We start from the raw sequence: 323 nt of genomic DNA on the forward strand, positions 1-323 counted from the left end.
CGGCCGCTGCGGCGGCTGTTTCGCTCAGCTGCGGGCGGGCGTCCACGACGGCTTCGACGCGGATGCCGGCGGCCAACAGGTCCGCGGCAAGGCTGTAGGCGCTGTCGTTTGTGGTGCTGATGACCACGCGTGAACCGGCGGCCACGGCGTAGCGGTTGAGGTAGCTGCGGACGGCGGAGGCGAGCATGATGCCGGGGCGGTCGTTGTTTTCGAAGACCAGCGGGCGTTCGTGGGCGCCCGGGGCCAGGATGACCTGGGCGGCGCGGATGTGCCAGATCCGCTGCCGGGACACGCCGGGGGCAGCCGGGCTGGACAGGTGGTCG

1 pseudogene is annotated in these 323 nt (G+C 72.1%); it reads right to left on the minus strand.

Going from position 1 to position 323, the window contains the following annotated elements:
* Positions 1-323, minus strand: a pseudogene (locus QCD75_RS22010) (ferredoxin); the annotation flags it as partial.

Source organism: Arthrobacter sp. PsM3, assembly GCF_030433895.1.
Lineage (GTDB): Bacteria > Actinomycetota > Actinomycetes > Actinomycetales > Micrococcaceae > Arthrobacter.